Below are 18,627 nucleotides of genomic sequence, written 5' to 3'. Positions count from 1 at the left end.
TGAATGCCTCAGCGGATGCGCTGGTCTACTCCATCCAGCACAACATTCTCCATGATCAGCTCGCGCCGGACACGGTGGGGTGTGTGATGCGTCCTTCCGCTCTGCTGGGGGGAGAGCTCATTAGGGGAGTTCTACGACTCGGTCCCGCCAGACTCCGGTCTCACAAGCGGAAGCGTGACCTTGAAAGTGGAGCCTTGCCCCGGATTCGACCTCACCTCAATCGACCCCGCCATGGCCTCAACGATCTGGTTGGCGATGTAGAGGCCGAGTCCGAACCCTCCGTAGTGTCGTGACGACACGGCCCGCTCGAACCGCTCGAAGATTCGGTGCAAGTGCTCCGGCTGGATACCGATGCCATGGTCGGTCACGGTCAAGGTCGCGGTGGATCCCTCCGAGGCCACGGCAATGTCGATCGGCTTTCCTTCGCCGTACTTGAGCGCGTTCGAGACCAAGTTCGTCACGACCTGCTCGAGCCGGAATCGGTCCCACCGGCTGACAATCGGCTTCCCAACGTCCGCAGTGACCTTCGACCCATAGCGATCGAACTCGCCGCCTTCCTCGAATCGGATGACCACCTGGCGCACGACTTCCGAGAGATTGACAGGCTCGAGCTCCAAGCGCAGCTGCCGACCGGCGATGCGGGAGATGTCGAGCATCTCGTTGACGAGGCGCTCCAGGCGCTCGCCCTGCCGATGGAGGATGCCCAGTCTCTCGCGGAGCCATGCGGCACCCTCTTCATTCTCGACGACCTTGGGCAACCGTCGCTCGATCGATTGGAGCTGGAGCTTCAGCGGCGTCAGGGGTGTCTTGAGCTCGTGAGAGGCGATGGACAGAAACTCGTCTCGAATGCGGATCGCCTCCTGGGCGTCCTCGTAAAGAGCAGCGTTGTCCATCGCGAGCGCGCACCGTTTCGCGAGCTCTTCGGCCACCGCCAAATCCGTCGCGTCGTACCGCCGCCCTGATTGCGAAACGACGAACGAGAGGATGCCCAAGGTCCGTCCACGGGCCACGAGCGGAACCGAGATGATCGAACGAGGTGCAACCTGGCGGATGATTCGAAGGTGCTCGTCACTCCGGGCCATCGCTTGGATCTGCTGTTCGGAGACTTCCTCCCAAAGCACCGATTGCCCGCGATTCAACGCCTGTGCCGGCGGATATGCCCTGCTGCCTTGAGAACCCGCAAGGCGCTTGACGTCCTCGACCAGGACGGCGTGAGCGCCATCCGCGTGCGCCACCTCGATGCGGCGCATGACCCCCTTTTCGTCGAGCAGGTCGAGGAAGCACCAATCCGCGACCGCCGGTGCGGCGAGCTGGACGACCCGCGCGAGCGTCTTGGAGTAGTCCAACGACTCCACCAGCGCCGCACCCGCGCTCGCGAGAAAACGGGCCGTTCGTTCCGCTCGTCCCCGCTCCAGCAGGAGAGTGCTGTTCTCGAGTGAAATCACCGCCTGGGCGGCAAGAACTTGCACCACGTCGGCGCGCTCTTGCGTGAACGCGCCAGCCATGGCGTTGTTCTCCAGGTACAAGATGCCCACGACTTCCGCCTGCTTCTTCAGTGGCACGCAGAAGACGGAGCGGAGTCTCAGCTTTTGCACCTCGGGATCTGAGGCGAAGGGTCCATCCGCTGTCGCGTTGACGAGCACCAGCGGCTCCTTGAGCCGCGCCACGTAGCGAACGATGGACCGAGAGACTTCGCCGTCATGGGCGAGCGGCACGTCCTCAAGCGACACGCGGACGCTTTCCTCTGTCGTCGCACGCGCCCTGACCGTGAGCGCTCCCGGCCCTCCGAGCAGGAGCGTTCCCTTCTGGGCGCCTGCTACCTCCATGACGATGCGCAGAATCCGCTCGAAGAGCTGCGCCGGAACAGTCTCTGCCGAGATCGCCTGAGAGGCCTTGATGAGACCGAGCGTGTCGAGCGCGAGCTCCCGAGTCGCCAGGCGTTTCCTTCCGGATCCGAAGACGTCAGGGTGAGCCTGCTCCAGGGCGCGGACCTTCGCGCTCGCGCCCCATTTCCGGTAACCCTCTCCTGCCGCCCAAAGATAGACGCTGGCGATCCGGGGCTCTCCGTTGGCCAGGAAGAATCGACCGGCCAGCTCGTTCGCGAGTGCCGCGTCTTGAACGAAGCCCTCCCTCTGCGCGGCTTCGATGGCGTCGCCGTACAGCTTCATGGCCCGCCACGGCGCCCCCGCCAGCCGCTCGAGCTCAGCTTCGACCAGCTTCTGCTTGTGCAGGAAGTTCTGCGGACAGTGCACAGCCCAGGTGCTGAGCTTGTCCTTGTGGGCACGGATTTCGTCGAGAAGGGCCGGCTGGTCCGTGTTGGGCCTCGTCCCGTACACAGCTGCACGAGTCAGGGCCGTGTAGAAGACATGCTCGGCCGAGGTCACCATCCCCAGGATGCCGGCCAGGATGCGCTTTGCGCCCTCTGCGGAGCTCCGGGCCGCGGTCTCGTAGTCGCCGGCGAGATACGCCGCCTGAAGCCGAACGACCCAGAAGAACCCGAGCGCGGTCTGGTGGTCCTTGGCCTCCTCCAGGAAGCGCAGCTCTTCGAAGCCATCGTCGTCGAGGCTGGCGGGTGCACGCGTTGCGCCCATCAGTGCGCGCGCCACCTGGCGGAAGGGGGCGGCAAGTTCGATTCCTGTCCGGTTCTTGTGCTTCGTGGCGAAGTCGATCGCGACGTCCGCGTCGGCGAGCAGATCGGCGAGGGGCACACCGGCTGGCAGACCGTTGATGAGCACGCTGACGAGATTGAACGCGGCGTAGGCGAGCTCACCGGACTCGACACCCGCGCGATAGCCTTCCCTCAGCAGAGGCAAGCTGTCGCGCACGGGCGCCTTCCACGGCTGCACCACCAGGCCGAAGACCTCGAGTGTCCGGCTCTCTTCGGCCCGATTGCCGAATCGACGGGCGAGCGAGAGCGCCAGCTTGCCGAACGCGTACCCCACGTCGTACGCGCCTGTGCGCGCGTTGTGAATCGCGCCATAGAACACATAGGCGTAGGCGGAGTACGGCGACGGCCCGTGAAGCAGAGAGAGGTTCGCGCCACGGGTCACGAGGAAAGGCAGCACGTCAGCGCCGAAGAAATAGGCCGGTGGACCCAGAATGGAGACCAGGCGCATGCACGCGCGCGTTTCTTCATCGTCGACCTCGGGCTCATTGGCGAGATCTTCAATTCGCCTCTGGCCGACGTTCCTCATGACCCACGTCGTTTCTGCTTCGGTTGCATCCGCCAGGCCCTCGAGCGGCCATTCCAGGCCAAACACGGCCAGCCCTTCGCGGCCCCAGCGGAGCGCACGGAGCCAATCGCCTGCGACCGTCGCCGCGAGAACGCGCAGGCTATAAAGGTCCGCTTTGGCGATTTTGGAGGGCGCATGGTCGAGCGCCGTTTGGATCTGCTCCTCGGCGGTCGCGTGCTGACCCGTCAGGTAGGCGCACTCCGCGAGCTCGCGGTGGAGCGCGAAGGTCAGCTCCGGCAGCTCTTCCCAGGCTCTCTCTGGCAGGTGCCGCCTGCCCACCGTCAGGTATTCGAACGCCGCCTGGTACGCCGCGGACGCTTTGGCCTTGCGCCCTGCCGCGAGGTTCAGCTCGACCAGGCGGAGATGCTCTGCTCGTTCGGCGATGAGCGCCTCGCCCAGGTTCAGCTGATCCACAATCTCGAAGAGCTGCTCCTCCAACTGTCCGTTCGACGCGCCCTTGAGGAGCTGCCGCCCGATATTGAGATGCAGCGCGCGCCGCCGCTCCTCGGAGAGCAGCGAGTAGGCCGCTTGCTGAACCCGATCATGAACGAACTGCACCATGCCTGGGAGTCCGATGAGGCGCTGGTCCAGAAGGCCGGGGCGGCGCGGCGCTTTGTACGCCGAGCGCAACGGGAGAACCAGTCCATCCTGTAACGCAGGCCAGAGCTCGCTCGTCGCCGTCGTCCGGGAACGCCCGCTGAGCTCCGCGAGCGTGCCCAGGTCGAAGCGGTGTCCAATGCATGCCCCCACTTGAAGGAGCGTCTTGGTCTCCTCGGGGAGGCGCTCAATCGCCTGGGCCATGAGCTCGAGTACGTTGTCCGTCATGGGCGCTCGCTCGAGCTCCGCCAGATCCCAGTCCCATGTGCGCTTTTGCGGCTCGAAGCGGAGCCAGTTCTCGGCATGGAACGCATGGAGGAGTCGCCGGACGAAGAAAGGGTTCCCGGCGCTCTTCGTCACGACCAGGTCCGCAAGCGGTCGTGCCCTCACGATGTCCTCGTTGAGCGCATCCGCGATGAGCTGCGCGACGTCGTCGCGGCCAATGGGGCCCAGGTGAATCTCACGGACCTGCGTTCCGCTCTTGCGGATCCCGGCCAGAGACAATGCCAGCGGGTGCGCCGGGCCGACCTCGGAATCCCGGTAGGCCCCAATGAGAAGCAGATGCCGACTCTCGGCTTCCCCCATCCATTGCTCGAGGAGCTGCAGCGAAGCCGCGTCCACCCATTGAAGGTCGTCCAGAAACAATGCCAGCGGATGTTCTGGCCGTGCCAGGGCTCGGAGAAAGGAGATGAAGACCCGGTGAAAGCGGTTCCTTGACTCGACAGGTCCCAGCTCCAGGACAGGTGGCTGCGGGCCGAGGATGCGCTCAAGCTCCGGGATGACTTCGACCAGGACTTGTCCGTTCGTTCCCACCGCCTCCTGGAAGCGCTCCCGCCACCCGGCAAGGGTCGCTTCCGGTTCCGTGAGGAGCTGGCGGACCAGCGCCCGCAACGCCTGTGCGAGCCCCGAGAAGGGAACGCTGCGTTGAAGCTGGTCGAACTTACCGGAGACAAAGAAGCCGCGCCGCTCCATCACTGGACGTTCGAGATGGTTGACCAGCGCTGACTTGCCGATGCCGGGTGGCCCGCTCACCAGGACGAGCGCTGGCCCATGCTCGCAAGCTCGTGCGAACGCCTCGTGGAGGGCTCGGATTTCCTCGGTCCTCCCATAGAGCTTGTCGGGGATGGTCAGCTCGCGCGGCACGTCCCGGTGGGCGAGCGGAAATGGAGTCACGCTTCCCGTACTGGCCCACTGGCTCTTCGCCTCACGAAGGTCCGCCTCGAGCGCTTCAGCGGTCTGGTAGCGCTGCTCGGGCTCCTTCTCGAGCAGCTTGACGACGATTCTCGACAAACCGAGGGGCACTTCGCCGTTCGCCTCATGGGGGGGACGAGGCCGTCGCGCGAGGTGGGCATGGACAAGCTCCACCGGATCTTGCGCGGCGAAGGGCGGTGAGCCGGTCAGCATCCGGTAGAAGGTCGCACCAAGCGAGTAGAGATCCGCCCGGGAATCCATCGATCGCCCCGTGCGCCCGGTCTGCTCGGGAGAGATGTAGTGAAGCGTTCCCTCGAGGAGAGCAGGGCTGGTGCTCTCGACGGTGAGCGCGGAGAGAGTCGTCGCAATTCCAAAATCGACGAGCGTCGCTCGCCGGGACTCCGCATCCCAGACAATGTTGCTCGGGCCGATGTCCCGGTGGACGATGCGGGCCTCGTGGAGACCGGCCACCGCCTCGGCGAGCTGAAGAGCGATCTCCAAGAACTCCGAGACAGAGAGCGGGCCAGACCCGAGCTTCTCACCGAGGTTCTGGCGCCCGGCATCTTCCATGACGAGAGCAAGCCCCTCCCCCGCTTTGGCGAGCCCCAGCACCTTGACGATCCCCGGCACGGAGAGCGCGCGCAAGAGCTCGTACTCGTGGCGAAGCGATGCGATGGCGTCCGGGTCGGGCGGTTCAACCGTCATCTTCACAACGACGGCGCGATCTTGACGAGTGCTTCTGAAGAGCTTGTGCCGTCCGTCAAGGATGGTCTCGGAGACGGTCGAGCCTAGAAGGGCGAGGAGTTCCGGGCCGTCCGCCTCAGAGAAGTACCCGGGGCTCCCATTCATTGGGGCGCCCCAGACGATCGCCTTCCTTTCTTCCCGGTTCTGGCGCGCTCGGCCGCGAGTGCTTCAACATCCGAGCGCCGGAACAGGCGGCGCCCTGTTTCCGTGCGTTCGGCCGGAAGCTGACCGCGGCGATGCAGCACGCGGACCATGTCGGCGGTCAGACCCAGCAGGCGTGCGGCCTCGCTCGGCGTCATGAGCTGGTTCGGGTTCAATGTGGGCTCGGGGAGTGCCATTCCAGGTTCCTGGAACATGCAGCTAGGCACTGTCGTCCACCGGCGCAAGGGTCGTCCCACGGTTCTCTTGCGCTGCCTACCACGAACATAAGACGGGTAGGGACACTCTGTTGATCGTGCGCCGGCCGATCTGGCGCGGCGTGAAGGCGGCGGGATTCGAACCCGCCGCCTGTTGTCCTCGGCGAAACGAGGGCTACTCGTCCGACGCGGAGGAGACCGCCGCGGCGGAGGTGCTCAGGGTGACTCCCTGGGGCTGCACGTCCGAGAGCTGTTTCCCCATCGTGAACCCGTCGTGGTACAGCACGCCCACCGGCGCGATCGTCGAGTTCCGGTACAGCCCCATCTTCAGGTAGTTCAACATCCCCGAGAACTGCGTGGCGCAGGAGCGCTTGGGCAGCACCAACTGCCCATTGTGATACAGCTCCACGAAGCCCGTGCTCGCGTTCGGCGACCACTTCACGTGGAAGATGAAGTCCTGCCACACCCCGCGCACGAGCGGTGCCTTCCAGACCTGGGTGCTGCTGCAGTTCAGGCTGATGTTTCCGTTGTTCACCACGAATTCGATCGGCGGCGAGCCGCTGCTCCCCTCGTGGTGCCACTGCGTGAACACCTGCCACGTGTTCGGGCTTGGGAAGTCCGCCGCGAACATCGTGCTCCACCGGTAGTAGTACTCCGAGCCCACCGCCTCGTGCGTCATCCGGTACAGCTCGTTCCGGTTGCCGCTCGCGCTGATCGGGTTGTCGCCCTGCTTCACCGTCACCTTCATCGCGTAGCGGCCCTCACGCAGCGGCGAGGACACCACTTGCAGTCGATCCGCGTTCACCATGTGCGCGCCGCTCCACTGCGTCCGGTCTCCCGTCTCGAAGTTGCCCGTCCACACCGCCGTCGCGGGGGGAGGCGTCGTCGTCGTCCCCGAGCACACCCGCATCTCCGCGATGCTCATCCAGTCGCTCGTCGAGCTGCTGGTCACCGTCACCCGCAGCCGCCGCGTCGACAGCGTGCTGAACTTGTACGTCTCCGCGCTCGTCGTCGTGCCGGTGCTCGTCCCGCTGTACACCTGCGAGTAGCTCATTCCGTCCGACGAGGCCGAGAGAATGAAGCTGTTGGTGCGGGTGTTTCCCTGATGCCACGCGATCGCCGCTCCCGAGATGGACTGCACCGAGCCCAGATCGATATCGATCCACGAGCCCTTGCCCAGGTTGCTCCACCGGGTGTCGAGCCGATCATCCGTGGCGTTGGTCGCCGGGTTTCCTGTCTCGCTCCCCGAGGCAATGATGGAACTTGCGGGCAGTGCGGTGCAGTTTTGCACCGTGAGAGCAGCCTGCGATACCTGGAGTGGATCCGGGTCTTCATCCGTGAAGATGCCTTGAGGACCACAGGCCACGGTGACGGTGAACAGCAGGGTTCCAACCAACAGAAGGGCTTTCTTCATGTTCTCTCTGGAGTGAAAAGACAGACAGGGAGCAGTCCGGTCCACGCACCGTGGCCGGTGTGACAGGGTTGAAGTGTTTTCGAGGCTCGGTCCTCCCGCGTATGAGCGGGGCGCTGCTGGTTTCCCAAAGCGCGGCCGTAGCAATTATTTCGTACTCAACATTCCGTCAACAGCCGCTCGCCCGCCCGTGGGGCAGGGGAGCCAGCACCACCACCTGTGTGTCTTCAGTGTCTGGCACCGGCGTGTCTCTCGGCGGGTTGAGCCAGGCGTCCTCGCCCAGCTCCACGTCGCCCTCTTCCAATCGCTGGCGCGCCAGCGATCGCTCCTGGCCTCGCGGATCCGGGTAGAAGCCCAGCGCCACCTCGCCTCGAGCCCTCGCGTTGGCCTGCACCTGCGCGAAAGTGGACGGGCTCGCCGTGACATAGGCATGGCGCGGTCCCAGCCGCACCGCGACGCCTCGCAGCGAGAGCATCTCCCGGTAGACGGGCGCCACGTCCGGATCCAACACCACCTGCGCCAACAGCATCGCCACCACGTCGCTGGAGACCACGGCATCCCCTCGCCTCGGGGCGATGTGCACCGCGGAGCGGGGATCCCTCACCTCCGTCACCACGCGCCGGGCCCGGTGCCCGCTCACCTTCTGCCCGTGCCTCAGCCGCAGCAGCATGGCCAGCGCGCTCGCGTCGCCGTTCTCGTCCTGCGGATCCTCGTTGCCTAGGATGACCACTGCGTCTGCCCGGCACATCTCGTGCTGCCCCCGGTGCATCAGCGGAGCCGCCGGGCGCGTGTCACACGAGAGCTGCACCGAGTCCACCTCCGTGCGCACGTTCTCCACCACCATGAGCGCCCGGGGAGAGTTGTCGCCCGCGACCACCTGCACCCGTGAGCCCTGTGGCAGGCTCACGCTCAGCTCCTTCAGCAGGTGCGGGAGCGTCGAGTTGAAGCCCACCACGCTCACGTTCTGCGGAGCAGGGTCCGGCATGGCGGAGTGCTCCGGCAGCAACGGTGGGGGCAGTTCTCCTCCCGCTCGCCACCTGTTTCGCCCCGGTGCGAGCAGGATGAGCCGATCCGCGCGCTCCAGCCGTCGCTGACTCGAAGGGGCCGGAGACAAGAGGAGCTCTCCATCCTCCGTGCTCACTCCCACCAGGATGGCATCTCGCACCACGGCGTGCGCCTCGTCGAAGGTCCGGCCGGCCAGCGCCTCCGGGACGGGCTCCACGTAGAACTCGCAGCCGTCGAAGGCCAGCAGGTGGCGCAGCACGAAGTAGATGCCGTCCTGCCGGGTGCTCGCCGCGAGGATGCTGGCCACCACCTCGTCCGAGGCCACGATGTCCAACGCCAGTTGCCCCGGGCCCGCCACTCCCGGCTCGCCTGCCAGCGACAAGAGTTCCCGTGCCTCGGTGTGGCGCGCCTCGACGATGACGCGTCCCCCGAAGCCCTCCTCCGCCACGCGCCGCATGGCCAGCAGTGTGGACAACGTCCACTGCACCGAATCGTCATCCGACAGGTTCGCCGGTGGCATCACGATGATGGCTCGCGCGTTCTGCGCCGCCACCCGGAGCAGCGCCTGCTCGTTGCGCGGGTCTCCCGTGCGCACCACCGTGCGCAGCCGGTGCCTGGGGACTTGCCGTGCCGGCCTCAGCGCCGCGTCGATCCGGTCCTTGTCCTCAGGGGCCAGCACCACCAGCGTGCAGCGCTGGCCCGAGCGCGCGATCTCCCGCGCCACCAGCGCCACGTTCGGGTCATAGCCCAGGCACAGCACGTGGTCTCGCTCGACCACGGGGTTCAGGCCCGAGCGCATGTCCGCGATGCGCTCGCCCATCTTCGAGGCCAGCGCCGCCGTCAGCAGCGAGACGGCCAGGATACCCGCGCACGTGGCGCCCAACGCCAGCAGCCGCATCGGCATCGGATCCGTCGCCATCGTCCCGCCGTCCAGGAAGTGGGTGACGGACCACCAGAGCGCTTCGGTGGCATCCGGCAGCGAGGGCTCCTGGGGGAAGGTCAGCCGCGCCAGGAACGCGAAGCCCGCGATGAGGATTGCCGTGAGCAGCAGCAGCGCTGCCACCTGTACCAGAGGCGGGTAGGTGAGGAGCTGATCCAGCCGGTAGATGAGCCACGCGCGCGCGGCACGTCCGGCACGCCGCAGCAGACGGGCCATGAGGCCTTCAGGCTAGCACCGGCTCCTCTTCACGGCCTGGGCCCGGAAGACTTCATCCACCTACTATGTGGGCAATTCCAAGGAGGACTGAGGCACCCCGGGGCGCGGACTCACGCCGAACCTGTAGGACTGGTGGACAGGTTTGCACGGACCGCGCCCGACAGGGGCTGCCTGGCTGCTAGGGGGCTCAGCGGCCGCGACGGGGTGTGGACTTCTTCCGAGCTCCGCCGCGCTTCGACGCGGGGGCGGCCTTCTTCTTGGCGGCCGCCTTGCTGGGGGCTGCCTTGCGCGCAGAGGAGGCCTTGCGCGCGGACTTCTTCGAGGCGGCCTTCTTCAACTGGTTCGCGGGCGTGTGGCACACGGCCTCGATGTTGTGGCCGTTCGGGTCGATCACGAACGCGCCATAGTAGGACGCGTGGTAATGCGGGCGCAGGCCGGGGGCGCCGTCATCCTTCGCGCCCAGTGCCAGCGCCTTGGCGTGGAACGCATCCACCGCGGCGTGGTCCTTGGCCGCGAAAGCCATGTGGAGGCGCGGATGCGGATCCCCCGCGGCACCGATCCAGAAGTAGGGCTTGGTGTCTCCGTACCCACCGCCCTCCTCGAACTCCATGACCATCCGGTAGCCGAGCGTCCCGAGCACCTCGTCATAGAAGCGCTTGGACTCGGCGTAGTCCTTCACCCGCAACATGATGTGATCGAGCATACGGGTGCATCTAGCACAGGACCGTATGGGTAGGGCCAGCGAAGGTGCTACTGGATCGTCAGCGAGAACGCTTCTCCCGCATGCACCAGGAGCTCCTCGTTCGTGGACGCGACTTCATTCGAGCCGATGGGGTCGGCCTGGAAGCGCAGCCGGCCCTGGTCGATGACCAGGTGAGAGGGGATGGTGAAGGTGCGGCTGCTCATCGCCGGCACCATCCCCAGCCGGATGCGTGTCGTCTCATTCATCACGTACACTGTGAAGTCGAGCTGCTTGTGGTTCCGTATCTCCACCGTCGTCTTCGGCGGCGGAGGCTTCGAGGGATCCTCCGCGGTCTGAACGCCGCTGCAGGCGGCCACCAGGGTGAGCAGCAGAACGGGAAGGACCTGGACGGCGCGCATGGAGCCTCTCGCTTTCGTACCGCCGGCCCTCAGGCGCTCTGGACTCCCGGGGCCATGGAGACCTTGAACCTCAGGTGGATCACCAGGTGCCCATTGGCGGGGACCTCGGCCTTCCACTTGCAGAACCCATTGTCGTCCAGCTCGGGCTCACCGGTGGTCTTCTCGGTGTCCAGTTCCACCTTCACATGCTCGATCTCGGACACAGGCAGGCGCTCGGTGACGAGCACCTTCCGCGCCTCTCCCGAGAGGTTCGAGAGGTAGACGGTGATGTGGGTGGTCGTCTCGTTCCACTTGCTCACGTGGTGCTGCTTGCTGCTCTTCTTCTCGTCGCGCTGGACGCGCAGCGAGTCATCCGGGCCGAAGCTCAGCTCGAACTTCTCCTGGGGTGACACGAAGAGCGTCTGCGTCCAGCCCACGAAGCCGTTGTCCTGCAGCAGCTCCACCGGCCCGGCCAGCAGCGGGCTCGGCGAGGTGTTGCGCGTCACCGCACGCAGGAACACCTTGGGCTCCAGCTCCGGGAACGTCACCAGCGCTGCCTCCGCGTCGCTCTCGGAGCTGAAGAGCGGGATGACGTTGGGCCGCCCATCCGAGGGGACGGTGCTCTTGCCCGGCGCTCGCAGGGTGCGCGTCTCTCCGCCGTCATCCACGCCCGGCAGATCCACGCTGGAGGGCGCGGCGGGACGAGAGCCCCCGGAGGCGGGTGCGCTGCCCATGCCGGCCTTCTGCACCTGCACCTGCCGGGCCTGCACCACCACCGCCTCGTTCTTCTTCTTCACGGTGAGCAGGTCCTGCTGAAGCAGCGGCGGCTCGGTGCCCAGCGAGGAGCGCGCCGTGGAGAAGCGCAGCTCCACGTCCTTCCAGTCCTCGCCCGTGTCCTGCCAGACGGCGGCCGAGGAGGTCAGCTGCACCCGGTTTCGCCCCACCAGCCGCGCCGTGTGCAGCGGCCGCCAGAGCGCGTTCGGCACCACGTAGTCGATGCGCAGCTCCACCTCGCCCGCGGCCTCGGCCAGCACGTCCGCCTCCAGCCAGGACACCAGCTGGTGGTCCACGCGATCCAACGCCTGGCGCTGCCGCGTCACCGCGCTGATCTCCTCCGCCAGCCGCTCCGCCGTGAAGGTGGCTTGCAGCGTGGACTCGCGCAGCTGGCGCGCCTTGCGGAACAGCGTGTCGAACGAGTCGTTCCACTGAGACGCCATGCCCATGCCCCAGCCGGCATCCACGGGCAGCTCGGTGGCTCCCAGGTGCAGCAGTTGCTGGATGCGCTCGAAGCGCGCGCGGTCATTGGCTTGATCTTCCAGCACCCGCTGGCGCTCGCGCTGCAACGCCTCGAGTTTCTCCTCCAGCACGCGGGCCGCCTCGGGCTTGTCCGCCGTCCGGATGCGCAGGCCGCGGCGAATGCGCACGTCCGCCACGCGCGAGCGCCCCGCGAGCACCTCCGCGCGCAGGGACACGTCCTGAAGCACCGGTGCCACGCCGTGGACGATGATGCGGTTCTGCCCCGCGTTTACTCGCACGGTGCCGCGCCGGCTGACCTGGGCGCGATCCTCCAGCAGCGTGACGCTGTGGACCGGGGCCTCCAGCACGGTGACTCCGGTGGGGAGGGGGGGCTCGAAGCGCTCGACGCCCGCGGCAGAGGTGGGTTGGATTGCCGTGCTCATGTCACGCCTCCCGGCGGTTGCCGCCGTTGAGCTCGTTGTTGGCATACAGCTTCACCACGTACTGGGCCTCCAGCTTGCTGCTGGCATTCGCGGGCACGGTGATGCGCCAGCGGCGGCCGCCTTCGATGGCTCGGTCTCGCTCCTCCTGCGTGTAGGATTCCCACGCGGGAGTCACCGTGCCCTCCTCGACCACCACCTCCGCCTCCTTCTCGGGCTGGGGGATGCGCTCGCGGACCTCGCAGACGATCTCCCGATCCAGGTTGTTGACCAGATCGATGGTGATGTCGTGCCACAGCTCCGTGGTGGCGACGATCTTCGTGCCGCTGCGGGCCTCGTGGAACTTCGTGTTCCGTGCGCAGCGGATGGCCTGCTCCACGCCGAGCCCCAGCTTGAAGTCTCCGCGCGGCGCCACCGCGGGCAGCGTGGTGGACAGCACGTACTCTCCGCCCACGTACACCTCCGCCGGGCCGGCCAGCATGGGCGCGGGCAGCGGGTTCCTCACCTGCGCCTGACGGTAGACGTTGGTGTCCTCGCGAGGCACGGCCACGTAGAGCACGCTGGCCTCGCCGGAGCGGGTGCCCAGCGCCACCGAGTGGAACCCTCCGTCCGAGGGCACATCCACCGTCGCATCCGCCGTGTAGCTGAAGTCGAAGTAGCCGCCGACGCTCCGGGCATCCACGGCGCCCGCGGGCAGCGGGGTGTGCGCGGCGGAGCGGGCCCGGTTCTCCGCCTCGGCCACCACGGCCATGACGTCGAACGTCACGGTGACGGAGAAGCGCGCCAGCGTCTCCAGGTAGTAGCGCCGCGAGTCCACGGGCTGGAGCCGATTGCGGTTGCTCCCGTCCGTGGGAGTCGAGAGCCGCAGGTGGGTGAACACCACCGCCTCCAGGCCCGCCTGCGTGGGTGATCCCCCCGCGCTGCCAGGGCCGCCGCGCGATACCGCGGACCTGCCCACGGAGAGGGCCTTCATTGGAGCCGCACGAGCGGCGGGAGCCGGCGCCATGGCAGGAGCAGGCATGGGAGGTGGAGGGGGAGCGGGCTCGTAGGACTCCTCCGCGTAGGCCCTATCGCGCACGGCTGAGAGCACCTCTTCGTCGCGCGAGGCGTCGTCATCCATCTCCGCCTCCACCGCCACTTCCTTCATCCGCCTCGAGCCCTTCTTCTTCTTCTCGATGCGCTCCTCCTGGAAGACGGGTTCCGGTGGGGCGATGGAGAGTTCCTCCAGATCCGCGGGCGCGGGCAGGGCCGGGAAATCATACGGGAGCGAAGCGGGCAGCCGCTGCAGCAGCGTCGAGCGGTCCCGGTCATAGTCGGAGAAGAGCGCGCCAGCGCCCTGCGGCGCGGGACGGAACCCCGCGCGCGCGGAAGCAGGAGGCTGGGCCCGGCCGATGCGGATGGAGGGCAGCTCCGGCAGCTCCGTCCACGTCAGCGGCGCTGCGGTGGAGAGCACCAGCCTCACCCCCTGCCAGTCCTCGCCCGAGGCCTGGCAGATCAACGCGCGCATCACCAGCTCCACCTCGCGGCAGTCTCGCGACAGCCGGCACTGGTAGCTGGGGGCCCAGCGGGCGCCGGGGATGAAGTACTCCACCGAGAGTTCCGCCCGAGCGAGCGTCGCGCCGCCGTGGCGCAGCTGCACGTGCACGGACTTGTAGAGCTCGGAGGCCGTCACCTCGCGGGCCGTGGAGGCCTGGGCGATCTTCTGCTCCAGCACCGCCACGTCCTCGTAGAGCTTGCGCCGCTGCTCACGCAGCTTGCGCGCCTCCGTGAGCCGGTTCTGCACCCCCTCGTACGAGAACTGCTCCAACGCCATGCGCGCCCCGAGCGGCGAGGGCGGAGGCGGCTTGCCTTCCTCCGGCTCCGGGCGCGGCGGAATGGTGATGCCGCCGAGGATGGACATCTCCCACTCGAGCTCGCGCAGCTGGCTCTCCACCGTCCGCACCTGCTGGCGCAGCGAGCGCAGCGCCGCCTCGTCCACGGTCTCCAGCGGAGCCTCTCGAGGAGGGATCCACAGGCCCACACGCACGTTCGTGGCCGAAAGATCCGCCTGAGCGCTGTTCGTGGACAGCACGCGCACTCGCACCGTGGGATCGAAGAGCGAGAGCGGGAGGCGGGGGATCTCGATGTCCGTGGGAGGCTTGCCGTCCGGGCACTCCAGCACGAGCTTCCGCGTGACACGGGCTCCCTGCTGGTAAAGGGTCACGGTGTCGATGCGGGATTCCACCACAGGCATGCTCACCCCCAAGAGGCAGTGCGCGGCACGCTAGATCGCCGCCTCGCTCCCGAGGAAGCAAATACCCTCGGGAAATCCCCTGGGAATAATGGCTCTCCGCGGCGTAACGGTGGTGGGGAGGCGATGTCCACACACCCCCCGACGGAGAGACGTGATGAGCCACCTTGGACCTGCTGAAGCCGCCAGGCTGTGAGGTGAGGGGGCGGAGGGCGAACCTGTGGATTTATTTGGGCTGCAGGCTCCCCGCGTGCAAACTAGCCCCCGCGTGGAGTTCCCATTCCGATTCAGCCGCTCCCGGGCCCGGCCGCGGGCCGCAGAGCCGGCACCTCCCGGAGCCCCTCTGCCCACCCCCGCCAACCCGGCGGCGGAGTTCCAACAGATCGTCTCCCTCTGCGAGGCGAAGCTGGAGGAGAAGGCCCGCGCCCTGTGCCGGGGGCGCAACCCCGCGGATGCCACGGATCTGCTCCAGGACACCTACGAGCGCGCCTTCCGCGCGTTCCATACCTATGATCGGAGCGCGCCCCCGCTGCCGTGGCTGGCCTCCATCCTCGTGCGTCGCTTTCTGGACATGTGCCGCCAGGACAAGCGTCACCCCCAGCAGGAGCTCACCGAGCAACTGGACGTGGCGAGCGAGGAGGCAGGCCCCGCCGAAGCCTGGGCCGGGTACACGCTGGACGATGTCTGGCACGCGGTGGACCTGCTGCCCGAGGAGTTCCGCGACGTGGTGCGGTTGAAGGACATGGAGGGCCTCTCCTATGCGGAGATCGCCCGGCGACTGAACATCCCCGCGATGACGGTCGGCACGCGGCTGTTCCGCGCACGCAAGAAGCTCAAGGAGCTCATGCTCAAGCGAGCGGAGACGGGAGGTGCGTCATGACAGCTTCCTGTGAGCAGTTGGCCGCGTTCGTGGACGGCGAGCTCTCCGCCGAGGAGGCGGAGGCCTTCCGCCAGCACCTGGCGGGCTGTGCCGACTGCCAGGCGGGGTTGGAGGATCAGGTCCAGGCCAGCCTCGCGGTGAGCAGCGCGGCTGACGCCCAGCAGAAGCGCCGCGGCCCGTTCCAGCCCATCTGGGCCCGCCCCCGCGTGCGGGTGATGGCACTCGGCGCGGGCGTGGCGGCGCTGATCGGAATCCTCGTGGTGGGCTCGTGGCGCTCGGGCCGTCCGCTGGAGGATCCGCTCATGCTGGCGCAGGCGGAGACTCGGCCCATGGAGGGGCGACTCGGTTATCCGGGCGCGGACCGGTACCGGAAGCTGGCGACGATGCGCGGTGGGCCCGAGCACGGCGCGGGACCGGACCTGCGGGTGATGGCGGAGCTGCAGGACCGAGGGGACTTCCGCGGCGTGGCCACGGCGTACCTGCTCGCGGGAGATCCCGAGCGTGCGGAGGCCTACCTGGATCAAGTACCGCGCTCTCCGGATGTGGACAGCGACCGCGCCCTGGCGGCGCTGGGGCGAGGAGATCTCGAACGGGCGCTCGGGCTGCTGGATGGGGCGCTGGCTGCGGCGCCAGACCTGCTGCGTGCGCACTGGAACCGGGGCGTGGTGCTGCGGGCGATGGACTTGCAGCTGGCTGCGGCGGCCGAGTTCCAGCATGTCGCCCAGAAGGGAGAGCCCGGCTGGAGCGATGAGGCGCGGCAGCTGGCCGAGGGCCTGAGAGCGGGTGCCGAGACGCGCCGCAAGTCGTGGTTGGACATGAATGCCGCGGGCATGTCGCTCGCGCTGGAGGGCAAGCCGCTTCCTCCCGCCATGGTGGCTCGCAACCCGGGCCTGGCGCGGCTGTACCTGTACCACGCGGTTCGGGCCGCCATGGCTCCGGAGGAGGTGCTCCGGCTCATGCCGTTGGCCGAATCGCTGGATCAGGCGTTCGGCGGGCATCTGTCCTCCGAGTACCTCCAGGCCGTCTCGCGAGCCGACTTCACGAAGCGCGCGCCCCTCTCGGAGACGTACCGAGACCAGCTCGCCGCGAAGATGCTGATGTCGGGGGCGGAGGCGGAGGCGTACCTGGATCGGCTGCGGCGCTCGGGCGAGAAGGACATGCTCCTGGGCGCCATCCTGCTGCTGCGGATCGAACGCCAGCACATCCCCGAGCTGGAATCGCTCGTGCAGGCGTCCGGGGATCCCGCGTGGTACCGGGCGCCTCTGGTGAAGGTGCAGGTGGCGGAGGACCTGGCCCGCGGCGATGCGGCTCGGGCCGAGCAGCGGCTCCTGGAGGCCATCGACGAGTGCCGCCGCGCGAAGCTGGAGAATCGGTGCGTGGCGCTCCAGGAGGTGCTCAGCGACCTGTACAACAAGCTGGATCGCCGCCGTGAGGCCATGGGCCCCGCGCGTGAAGCGCTGGCGGTGGCTCGCCGGACCGAGGACTGGTTCCAAGAGGATCTGCTCGTGGCGGACCTGATGACCGCCGCGCGTCTCAGCCATGAGCCCGCGCTGTCCCGGGCCTATCTCGATGAGTACCTGCAGCGGGAGCCGGACGACTGCATGCGGCGCGCCGAGTACCACTACGCCCGTGCCCTGCTCTCGCTGGAGGCGCTGGATGTCGCGAGTGCCCGGCGCGAGGTGCAGGAGGCGCGCGGCTGTGAGGCGTCCCCCACGCTGTTCGAGGCCGCCGTGTACGGGGATCTGCTGCGCTTCGGAGCGACTCCCGAGGAGGTTTCGCGGGCGGAGGATCGGATCCGCGCGCTGAGGGCGGACACCGAGCTGACGCCAGGCCAGAAGCTGTTCCTGGGACATGTCGAGGGCCGCATCCTCATTGAGCGGGATCGCGCCGCCGGCCAGCGGGCGCTGCGAGAGGTCATCGCCGGAGCGGCGAAGCTGCGGCAGACGGACATCGAGGCGCGGAAGGCCTGGTCCTACAGCCATCAGGTGCTGGTGCTGGACGCCGGGCGTGCGGGCGAGTTCGACGCCGCCATCACGCTCCTGGGCGCCGAGCTCGAGCGGGCCGCCCCAGCCTCGTGCCTGCTCGCCGTCGCGGGGCAGGATGAGCGGATCCTCTTCGTGGCACGGGGGCCCCAGGGCGAGCTCCGAGGCGAGTACCAGGGGCAGCGCACCCGGACCCTGCGCGAGGAGCTTCCTCCGGTGCCGGGTTCACTGCTCGAGGCGTTCGAGGGCTGTGACACCGTGCGGGTGCTCGCCGAGCCCATCTTCCAAGGTCGGCCGGGGCTCCTGGCAGCGGATCGGGCCTGGAGCTACCTCGTTCCCAGGGTGGGGGAGGTGAAGGCACCGGCCGTCACTCCGCCCGCCAAGCACGTCATCGTCTCCGATGTGGAGCCGCCCGCATCGTTGAAGCTGCCCCACCTGCTGCCGTGGAACCGTCCTCCGAGGCCGGGCGAGGTCAACCTGCGAGGCCCCTCCGCCACTCCCGGGACGGTCCTCGCGGAGCTCACCGATGCCACCGAGGTCGAGTTCCATGCCCACGGGCTGATCCGCTCGGGATTCTCGGATGCTTCGTTCCTGGCACTCTCTCCGGAGCCCGGAGGCCGCTTCGCGCTCACGGCGGGAGATCTCCAGGGCCGTTCCCTGAGGGCCTCACCGCTGGTGCTGCTCGCCGCGTGCCACGCCAACGGGGGCGCATGGCGCTACTACGCCGTGTGGAGCCTGCCCGCGGCGTTCATCCAGGCCGGGGCTCGTGCGGTGGTGGCGCCGACGGCCCAGGTGCCGGATGTCGAGGTGGGCGCCGTCTTCCAGGAGCTGCTCGACCGCGTGGAGAAGGGCGCGAGTCCCGCTCAGGCCCTGCGAGACACCCGCGAGGCCTGGCTCCAGAAGGGCGCGGGGCGCTGGGTGTCGGACCTCGTCGTCTTCGAATAGCAGCGCGGGAACTGTGGATGTTCGGGGCCGGGAATAACACCGGCCCCTGGCGTAATGGGAGGGGAGAACATCATGAACACCTGGCGAACAGCTTCAAGGAAGCGTGGAATCTTCGTGGCACTCGTGGTGCTCGGTGGCGCG

The 18,627-nt window shown here is 67.8% G+C and carries 11 protein-coding genes and 1 pseudogene; 3 read left to right on the top strand and 9 right to left on the bottom strand.

Going from position 1 to position 18,627, the window contains the following annotated elements:
- Positions 1-131 precede the first annotated feature (131 nt).
- A complete protein-coding gene (locus KY501_RS39305) occupies positions 132-4,034 on the bottom strand; it encodes an ATP-binding protein (RefSeq protein WP_224369046.1) in 3,903 nt (1,300 codons plus the stop codon).
- 99 nt (positions 4,035-4,133) lie between these two features.
- Between KY501_RS39305 and KY501_RS53420 the strand changes: the two genes are divergently transcribed.
- A complete protein-coding gene (locus KY501_RS53420) occupies positions 4,134-4,547 on the top strand; it encodes a hypothetical protein (protein WP_255637193.1) in 414 nt (137 codons plus the stop codon).
- Here KY501_RS53420 and KY501_RS54430 read toward each other — a convergent pair.
- From KY501_RS54430 to KY501_RS39265, 8 genes and pseudogenes are all read right to left on the bottom strand, one after another.
- Positions 4,440-5,870, bottom strand: a pseudogene (locus KY501_RS54430) (serine/threonine protein kinase); the annotation flags it as partial. The gene KY501_RS53420 and the pseudogene KY501_RS54430 overlap by 108 nt on opposite strands.
- Positions 5,867-6,103 carry a MerR family DNA-binding transcriptional regulator gene (locus KY501_RS39295; protein ID WP_224369026.1) on the bottom strand — a complete coding sequence of 79 codons (237 nt, stop codon included), beginning with the start codon at positions 6,101-6,103 and terminating at the stop codon, positions 5,867-5,869. The pseudogene KY501_RS54430 and the gene KY501_RS39295, both read right to left, overlap by 4 nt.
- 193 nt (positions 6,104-6,296) lie before the next feature.
- A complete protein-coding gene (locus KY501_RS39290) occupies positions 6,297-7,535 on the bottom strand; it encodes a heparin lyase I family protein (RefSeq protein WP_224369025.1) in 1,239 nt (412 codons plus the stop codon).
- Positions 7,536-7,701: 166 nt separating this feature from the next.
- Positions 7,702-9,693, bottom strand: coding sequence for a CASTOR/POLLUX-related putative ion channel (locus KY501_RS39285; protein ID WP_224369024.1), 1,992 nt, complete (start codon positions 9,691-9,693; stop codon positions 7,702-7,704).
- A gap of 187 nt (positions 9,694-9,880) precedes the next feature.
- Positions 9,881-10,396 carry a VOC family protein gene (locus KY501_RS39280; RefSeq protein WP_224369023.1) on the bottom strand — a complete coding sequence of 172 codons (516 nt, stop codon included), beginning with the start codon at positions 10,394-10,396 and terminating at the stop codon, positions 9,881-9,883.
- A 47-nt stretch (positions 10,397-10,443) separates the two neighbouring features.
- Positions 10,444-10,794 (bottom strand): hypothetical protein, encoded by a 351-nt coding sequence (locus KY501_RS39275; protein WP_224369022.1) that lies wholly within the window; start codon positions 10,792-10,794, stop codon positions 10,444-10,446.
- A 29-nt stretch (positions 10,795-10,823) separates the two neighbouring features.
- Positions 10,824-12,452, bottom strand: coding sequence for a mucoidy inhibitor MuiA family protein (locus KY501_RS39270; protein ID WP_224369021.1), 1,629 nt, complete (start codon positions 12,450-12,452; stop codon positions 10,824-10,826).
- A gap of 1 nt (position 12,453) precedes the next feature.
- Positions 12,454-14,682, bottom strand: a complete 2,229-nt coding sequence (locus KY501_RS39265) for a DUF4139 domain-containing protein (RefSeq protein ID WP_224369020.1) — start codon at positions 14,680-14,682, stop codon at positions 12,454-12,456.
- Between the two features lie 247 nt (positions 14,683-14,929).
- Here KY501_RS39265 and KY501_RS39260 point away from each other — a divergent pair, with 247 nt between their 5' ends.
- Together KY501_RS39260 and KY501_RS39255 are read left to right on the top strand one after the other, a co-directional pair.
- Positions 14,930-15,559, top strand: coding sequence for an RNA polymerase sigma factor (locus KY501_RS39260; protein ID WP_224369019.1), 630 nt, complete (start codon positions 14,930-14,932; stop codon positions 15,557-15,559).
- Positions 15,556-18,486, top strand: a complete 2,931-nt coding sequence (locus tag KY501_RS39255; RefSeq protein WP_224369018.1) for a CHAT domain-containing protein — start codon at positions 15,556-15,558, stop codon at positions 18,484-18,486. The genes KY501_RS39260 and KY501_RS39255 overlap by 4 nt, the downstream gene beginning before the upstream one ends.
- Positions 18,487-18,627: the final 141 nt, after the last annotated feature.

Source organism: Hyalangium versicolor (assembly GCF_020103695.1).
GTDB classification, from domain to species: domain Bacteria; phylum Myxococcota; class Myxococcia; order Myxococcales; family Myxococcaceae; genus Hyalangium; species Hyalangium versicolor.
Note: the sequence above shows the minus strand (reverse complement) of the source record. Positions and strands in the feature narration are given on the sequence as shown.

Coding starts and splice junctions, on each gene's coding strand:
- KY501_RS39305 (WP_224369046.1), bottom strand. CDS start 4,034: ATGGCCCAGGCGATTGAGCGCCTCCCCGAGGAGACCAAGACGCTCCTT.
- KY501_RS53420 (WP_255637193.1), top strand. CDS start 4,134: ATGGAACGCATGGAGGAGTCGCCGGACGAAGAAAGGGTTCCCGGCGCT.
- KY501_RS39295 (WP_224369026.1), bottom strand. CDS start 6,103: ATGGCACTCCCCGAGCCCACATTGAACCCGAACCAGCTCATGACGCCG.
- KY501_RS39290 (WP_224369025.1), bottom strand. CDS start 7,535: ATGAAGAAAGCCCTTCTGTTGGTTGGAACCCTGCTGTTCACCGTCACC.
- KY501_RS39285 (WP_224369024.1), bottom strand. CDS start 9,693: ATGGCCCGTCTGCTGCGGCGTGCCGGACGTGCCGCGCGCGCGTGGCTC.
- KY501_RS39280 (WP_224369023.1), bottom strand. CDS start 10,396: ATGCTCGATCACATCATGTTGCGGGTGAAGGACTACGCCGAGTCCAAG.
- KY501_RS39275 (WP_224369022.1), bottom strand. CDS start 10,794: ATGCGCGCCGTCCAGGTCCTTCCCGTTCTGCTGCTCACCCTGGTGGCC.
- KY501_RS39270 (WP_224369021.1), bottom strand. CDS start 12,452: ATGAGCACGGCAATCCAACCCACCTCTGCCGCGGGCGTCGAGCGCTTC.
- KY501_RS39265 (WP_224369020.1), bottom strand. CDS start 14,682: ATGCCTGTGGTGGAATCCCGCATCGACACCGTGACCCTTTACCAGCAG.
- KY501_RS39255 (WP_224369018.1), top strand. CDS start 15,556: ATGACAGCTTCCTGTGAGCAGTTGGCCGCGTTCGTGGACGGCGAGCTC.